Source organism: Candidatus Symbiopectobacterium sp. (assembly GCF_020054415.1).
GTDB lineage: Bacteria > Pseudomonadota > Gammaproteobacteria > Enterobacterales > Enterobacteriaceae > Symbiopectobacterium.
In genome coordinates this window covers 1-1652 of the sequence record NZ_JAHWCO010000274.1, presented here as the reverse complement: position 1 = coordinate 1652, position 1652 = coordinate 1, and the positions used below count along the sequence as shown (strand labels likewise).

Annotated in this window: 1 protein-coding gene and 3 pseudogenes; all 4 read left to right on the top strand. The window is 51.0% G+C overall.

What is annotated here, in order from left to right; all coding sequences use genetic code 11:
- Positions 1-82 (top strand): annotated as a pseudogene (locus tag QZ506_RS07910) (lipoprotein); the annotation flags it as partial.
- A gap of 461 nt (positions 83-543) precedes the next feature.
- A pseudogene (locus tag QZ506_RS07905) lies at positions 544-1403 on the top strand (MFS transporter); the annotation flags it as partial.
- A 61-nt stretch (positions 1404-1464) separates the two neighbouring features.
- Positions 1465-1569: pseudogene (locus tag QZ506_RS07900) on the top strand (IS1 family transposase); the annotation flags it as partial.
- The coding region (locus tag QZ506_RS21520) for an IS1 family transposase (protein ID WP_367272988.1) at positions 1529-1652 on the top strand (124 nt) is incomplete at its 3' end. The pseudogene QZ506_RS07900 and the gene QZ506_RS21520, both read left to right, overlap by 41 nt.

The following is a 1652-nucleotide window of genomic DNA, read 5'->3' as shown; positions in this document are numbered from 1 at the left end:
GGTGGGTGAAGCCATGGCCATGGTCAAAGCGCTTAACCGGATCACGCTATTAGGAATGCCGAACAGTATTCGCATCACGTAACAATCGACCCGTATGGGGCGCAGTCGTTACAAGTTCTGATTTATTCAACAAAGCCCTTTAGCCACTGTATTCCACATCCAAAACCGGACATTTCACGCTGCAATCAACATATTGAATACACGACCAACGGGTTATATAAATAAATTTAACCGCAAACGTCGTACAGCGATGGATTGATTATAACCAACAATCGGCAGAGGAAGGCGTTCTTTGTGTCTTTGGCATGTCTGATGTGCAAGCTGGAGGATAAACGCGCGCAAAGAAAAAAATCAGGATGACCTGTGCCATAATTGAGTCTGTAAAAGATTTTGCACTAAATAATCACTCAGGTGATGATATGGCGCACATTTACGATGAAAGCGTGTTGACGCTTGTTTATACTCGTTAAAGACCGCTTGAGGTCTGTTTGGTTGGCGCTATTGCGCTGATGCTGCCACGCCGTTAATCGAGTAAAACCTTTCATGCCTGCTTCAGAGTCTGCGCCAAGCGCGTTGCGCTTTAATTTGCGTATTTTTTCCGTGGTGATGTTCAACTTTGCCAATTACCTGACTATTGGGCTGCCGCTTGCGGTATTGCCGGGCTATGTGCATGAACATCTGGGGTTTAGCGCCTTCTGGGCCGGGTTGGTAATCAGTTTGCAGTACTTCACCACGCTGTTGAACCGAACGCAATCCGGACACATCGCGGATGAGAAAGGGCCGAAGAAAGTGGTGGTGCTGGGGCTATGCGGTGCCGTGGTCAGCGGGGTGTTTTATGCGCTGGCGGCCTAGAAAGACAGTTCACCCATCGTGGCGTTGACCTTGCTGTGCATCGGCCGCCTGATTCTGGGCGCGGGGAAAAGTTTCGCGGGCACCGGGTAGACGCTGTGGGACGTGGGCGTGGTGGGGTCACGGCATATCGGACGGGTGATCTCCTGGTAATGGCGTGGCGACTTATGGCGCGATGGCGATCGGCGCGCCGCTCGGGGTATGGATTAATCACATCGGTGGGTTAAAGCTGGTGTCGTATACTGTCATCACCATTGCCCTGCTGTTTGTGCTGCTCGCGTTGCCGCATGAGGCGGCGAAAGTGACACCGGGTAAAAAAACTGCCGTTTCGCGAAGTGCTGGGCAAAGTGTGGGCTTACGGCATTGTGCTGGCGTTGGCATCCGTCGGGTTTGGCGTGATCGCCACATTTATCACCCTGTTCTATGCCGATCGACACTGGGAAGGCGCCGCGCTGACCCTGACCATTTTCAGTTGCGCCTTTGTCGGCGTGCGTCTGCTATTCCCCAACAGCATTAACAGTTTTGGCGGGCTGCGCGTGGCTATCGTCTGTTTTAGGTCGTGTATTCAATATGTTGATTGCAGCGTGAAATGTCCGGTTTTGGATGTGGAATACAGTGGCTAAAGTTGATGTAAGATGCCCGTTTTGTGAACAGACATCTCCTGTGAAAATACACGGTTATGGCAAAAGTGGCCATCAGCGTTACCGTCGTCAGTCATGCAAACACGGATGGCTACAGGGCTTACAACGACGAACTTCCAAAAGTAAAACACATTGTTAGCAAGCTGTATACACAGCGTATTG